This window comes from Pectobacterium atrosepticum (genome assembly GCA_019056595.1).
Classification (GTDB): domain Bacteria; phylum Pseudomonadota; class Gammaproteobacteria; order Enterobacterales; family Enterobacteriaceae; genus Pectobacterium; species Pectobacterium atrosepticum.
In genome coordinates this window covers 4,498,288-4,503,235 of the sequence record CP036163.1, presented here as the reverse complement: position 1 = coordinate 4,503,235, position 4,948 = coordinate 4,498,288, and the positions used below count along the sequence as shown (strand labels likewise).

Below are 4,948 nucleotides of genomic sequence, written 5' to 3'. Positions count from 1 at the left end.
CAAAAGCTGGCTGTTGGCGCGACCAGCTTACAACGCTGGTCGCGAATCTCGGTATCTTGTAGGCCTCAATAACGTATGGACATAATATGAATACGTCGACAACCAAAAATCCAGCGCTAAAGCTTTTACTCTCACTCTTGTTTGATTCACGGCGGGTATTGACGATTGCCACAGTAGCCAGTGTCACCAATGGCATTGCCAGCGTTTTACTGATTACCTTAATCAACAAAGCGCTGCTGACGCCCACCGATGACTATGTGCCACTCGCCTGGTATTTTGCCATATTGACTGTCCTGGCAATTTCCTGCCGTATTCTCAGCGGCGTCATTTTCGCCAGATTAAGCCAAGGCACCATGGCAAAAATGCGCGAACTAATTTCAAGCCGCGTGGCTCGCGCGCCCTTCCGTCAGATAGAAGAACTGGGTGCCTCACGTGCGCAGTCGATCATCACGGATGACTCAACCAGCGTATCACTCTTGTTCTTCACCCTGCCGAACATCGTGATGCAAGGTTCTATCGTCGTCGGCTGTCTGGGATACCTTGCCTGGCTATCGCTCCCTATCTTCTTTCTGGCACTGACAATCGTTGTCATTGGTTCACTGGGTTACAGTCTGGGCGGAAGCACGGCGTTCACCTCCCTGAAAGCAGCAGGTCAGGCACAAGATCGCTTATTTACCCACTTCAATGCGCTATTTTCCGGTGCAAAAGAACTCAAATTGCATGTCTCCCGTGCGCATGCGTTTCTCAATCAGTCACTCGGTAAAGAAATCGACGCCGTACGCAAAAATCGTACCCGCGCCTTCGGCGTTTATGCTTTCGGCGTTGGCTGGATCCTCTTCCTTTTCTATAGTTTCCTTGGTCTGGTCATCTTTTCCCCGACCATAATACCGGGGCTTGAATCAACAGCACTGGCGGGCTATGTCATCGTATTTTTATTCATGCTGATGCCGCTGGAAGGATTACTCAATAGCATTCCAACGTTAAATTCTGCGCGCGTCTCATTACGAAGAATTAGCGCGATATTATCTGAGCTGGACGAACGCGATTCCATCGATCATACCGTCTCCGCGAATGAATTTGGCAATGCCGACACTATCAGTCTGTCTGGCGTTATCCATAGCTATTACCGTGAAAAAGAAGACCGCGTGTTTCAACTGGGGCCGATTGATATGACGCTCAGGCGGGGGGAAATTACGTTTCTGATTGGCGGTAACGGAAGCGGAAAAACAACGCTCGCCAAGCTGCTGGTCGGTCTATACACGCCGGAAAGTGGCACCATTACTGTCGACGGCCACGAGGTCGTTGACAGCAATCGTGCCAACTATCGGCAGCTTTTCTCCGCCGTATTCTCTGACTTTCACCTTTTCGAATCACTGATTGGGTTGAATGATGCCGACTCAACGCTGGATTCACGCGCTAATGCACTACTGGCCAAGCTGCATCTGGAGAATAAGGTCACGGTGGAAAACGGCTATTTTTCTACTCGCAACCTCTCGCAGGGGCAACGTAAGCGCCTCGCGCTGGTCGTGACCTATCTTGAGGATCGCCCTTTCTATCTGTTCGATGAATGGGCAGCCGATCAGGATCCGTTATTCAAACGCGTGTTTTATCAGGAACTTCTGCCTGAGTTGGCCGCTCGTGGTAAAGCCGTATTGGCTATCACACATGACGATCGTTTTTTCCACTTGGCCGATCATTGCATCAAGCTCGAAAACGGTCGACTCATCGCTGATGAAGGTAATACTGTTTAGCACTGGGGTCATTCTGGTGGTCTTGGCAGAAAGGGGATTCGGGCTTAGCTTACTTATTAGCCAGTTAATGGCGAAGGCGATCCCAGTCAGAGGAGCAAAATTTAGAAATCCCGCTTAAGGAAACTTAAGCGGGATTTTTGCGTTCCGGGGTTTGGTGGGTCAGAGAATAGCCGTGAACGAACGGCTCAGCGCACCGCCTGAATTTTCGATGGGCTGACAGCCTGATGTCACCGCCTCCCACACACTGAGAGAATCAGGAAAAGTAATAACCACATTTTTTCACACTTTTTACCGCATTTTCAGTAACACGGCGTAACTCACTCATTTTCATACCGCATGCCGCCTTTATTCATCAACAAGCCAGGCTTAATAGCAATGGCCTCTTTATAGGTCGTCATCTCTGCGGTCTGATTAATGTAGGCTTTAAAGTGTGGTGTCAGGCGATGAGCCTGATAAGCATTTTCGCTGGCGTATATTTCATAAAAATACCAGCGATTACGGTTAGCTTTATCGATAGCGGCATACATTGCCAGAACACCCTCTTCTCGCTCAATCGACTGTACCATTTCGGGTAAAACGACATGGCGAAAAGCCTGCCCAAGCTCTGGTTTCACATCCACGATGACAAAGTTATTTATCGTGCTATCGTTTTGCACAATCTTTTTGTCCGCCAGAAATTGCGGTATCACATCAATTCTACGCGTTTGACTCGTTTCCAGAATATCAGGTGAATTGCGCAAAAATTCGTTGTAACTCGTTGAGTTCAGGTGTTTATCGTAGGCATCACTGTCAGCATAAATTTCATACATATAAGCAACTACCGGGTTCGTTTTCTTTTTGGCTGAATACATCGCCAGCGTTCCAGATTCACCGGTTACCGAAGCAGTAATATTTTTTTCAGCCAGGCTGTCGTAGGCGTTATTTTTATCCTGCCTGATGACGAGCTCAAAAATATTAAACACGGGTGGGACAGATATTTTCTGCCCCTGCGCAACGGCAGAACAACTCAGAGCCAATGAAAGTGACAACGAAATCCCAGCTTTCATAAACGACCTCTCTTTTTCGGCTGCATTAAATTTTGTACCATTATTCCCAACAAAGCGCGTCCAGCCGTTACGCTCAGCCATATACTGCATTCTTAGCTCCTTACCACGTTTTTTAATGAGAATTGCGGCGTCTTTTATTGCCAGCTTCCCACCATTTTCGGGATAAATTCGCGGATCTCATATTGAGCTAGATTTGGAAAATAGGCGTCTTCACTCAGGATGGCGTCCAGTTCCTCCCGGCTTGCGGTCTGAGCAATAATGACCCCTGCCCGTTCGCGATCCGAATAGGGGCCGATCAGAACAAACTTACCTGCGTTGAAATACTGCTGAAACCAGCTGACATGGCGAGCGAAAAGCGCGTCATGTTGATCAGGAGAAATATCGTCATTTACCACAATATTGATGAGATACATTTTTCTTCCTCTTTTTTACACAGCCATGTTTACAGCAGGCGCAATTTCTTTAATCGCAGTAATCAGGCGTGTAGCGTGATCTTTGGCCATGATTTTCTGTTCGCGAGTTTTGGCTTCATCACGCCCCGCATAGCTGATACCCAAGGTGTAAACCTTGCCCTGCAAATCCAGATTGCACATCGCTGCTGTGGTTTCAAACTGAGTCATGTATTGCTGAATGTCGTGACCGAACAAACCTTCAGCGGAATACAGGCTCTCTGGTGCTCCGGCGGTAAAGGAAATAATCAGCTTTTTGCCACCCAGTCTTGCGGTTGAACCATGGGCAAAACCATGAACAAAAACCTGATCAATCCATAACTTCATTAACCCTGGCACCGAATACCAGGAAAAAGGAAACTGCCAGACAATCACATCGGCATTGAGTAAGGCTTCCTGCTCCTGCACCACGTTGATTTGGTAGTCAGGGTACAGGGCGTCAAGAAAGCGAATTTCTGCATCGGGCAATGCTTTCGCGACTTCCAACAGGATAGTGGCATTGCCAATGGACTCATTAAGATTTGGATGCCCCGAAATAATCAGTACATTTTGCATTTTGGCTTCCTTAACAGAGGTTTGTTTAACTGGAAGTGAGTATAAACAACCCTTACTCTGTTTTTTAGAACAGTAATAACTTATACACTATTAGCCAATAGCTAATAATCAAACTCTGTTTCCTCCTCGGGATGACGCCATGAACAATGTCATTTACAATCAAATCCGTATTTTCCAGAGCATCGCTCGTGAAGGCAGTATCACTGCAGCGGCCAGGAAACTTGAGATAACGCCGCCTTCCGTAAGCAAATCGCTAAAACTCCTTGAGCAGCATATTGGCCACCCGCTTTTTTTGCGCACCACGCGGCGCATTGAGTTGACGGATACGGGGGAACAACTGTTGCAACAGACGTCGCGGGCTGTGGAATCGCTGGAAAATGCGCTGGAAAGTATCAAAAGCTTGAATCAGGAACCGTCTGGGCTGGTCAGAATTACGCTGTCACGCTTTGCTTACCTGCTTATTCTGAAGCCTTTTATGGCCGAGTTCTGCCACAGCTATCCTGGAATACAGCTTGAGATTTCCGTTTATGACGGAACCGTGAACATGATTGATGAACGCTTTGATTTAGGCATTCGTTTTGGCGATATCCTGGGAGAGAGCGTTGTGGCTCGTCAGCTGATGAAACCATTTCGTGAAGGCCTGTATGCTTCAGCGGCCTATCTTGCAGAACACCCCACACCCGTTCTACCGGCGGACTTGCATCAGCACCAGCTTATCGGCTACCGCTTTATTACCAATAACCGAATACTCCCACTGATGCTGGACGATCAAGGTGAGAAATTAACCGTTGATATGCCCGGCCAGCTAATCAGTAATGATATTGACGTGATGGCCGACGGAATACGCAGTGGTCTTGGAATAGGCAGAATGTTTGAGCCGGTGTATGAATTGCAGCCTGATAAAGAGCAATTTATCCCAGTTATGATGCCTTACTGGAAAACCTATCCACCGGTTTATCTCTATTACTTAAAAAGCACCGGCAAGGCGAAGCGAGTCAAAGCGCTGATTGATTTTTTAATCATGAAAACAAAAAATAGCTATCCACATAACCAGTCTAAACGTCCATAGCAGTTTGATACGCTAAACGGCCCGAAATAGAGCCATCAGACTGCTGCGAGCGAAAAGCGGAAGTTGTCAATTGTTCGC

At 47.5% G+C, this 4,948-nt stretch carries 5 protein-coding genes; 2 read left to right on the top strand and 3 right to left on the bottom strand.

The window, feature by feature from the left end; genetic code table 11:
• Positions 1–86 precede the first annotated feature (86 nt).
• Positions 87–1,751 carry a cyclic peptide export ABC transporter gene (locus DCX48_21125; GenBank protein ID QXE16794.1) on the top strand — a complete coding sequence of 555 codons (1,665 nt, stop codon included), beginning with the start codon at positions 87–89 and terminating at the stop codon, positions 1,749–1,751.
• A 317-nt stretch (positions 1,752–2,068) separates the two neighbouring features.
• On the opposite strand, the gene DCX48_21120 is transcribed toward DCX48_21125, so the two are convergent.
• The 3 genes from DCX48_21120 to DCX48_21110 form a co-directional block, all read right to left on the bottom strand.
• The gene (locus DCX48_21120) at positions 2,069–2,797 is read right to left on the bottom strand and encodes an antibiotic biosynthesis monooxygenase (GenBank protein ID QXE17336.1); all 729 of its coding nucleotides are present in this window, start codon (positions 2,795–2,797) and stop codon (positions 2,069–2,071) included.
• Positions 2,798–2,931: 134 nt separating this feature from the next.
• The gene (locus DCX48_21115) at positions 2,932–3,210 is read right to left on the bottom strand and encodes a hypothetical protein (protein QXE16793.1); all 279 of its coding nucleotides are present in this window, start codon (positions 3,208–3,210) and stop codon (positions 2,932–2,934) included.
• 15 nt (positions 3,211–3,225) lie between these two features.
• Positions 3,226–3,801 (bottom strand): flavodoxin family protein, encoded by a 576-nt coding sequence (locus DCX48_21110; GenBank protein QXE16792.1) that lies wholly within the window; start codon positions 3,799–3,801, stop codon positions 3,226–3,228.
• Positions 3,802–3,940: 139 nt separating this feature from the next.
• On the opposite strand from DCX48_21110, the gene DCX48_21105 reads away from it, so the two are divergent.
• Entirely contained in the window at positions 3,941–4,870 is a 930-nt protein-coding gene (locus DCX48_21105) for a LysR family transcriptional regulator (protein QXE16791.1), read from the top strand.
• Positions 4,871–4,948: the final 78 nt, after the last annotated feature.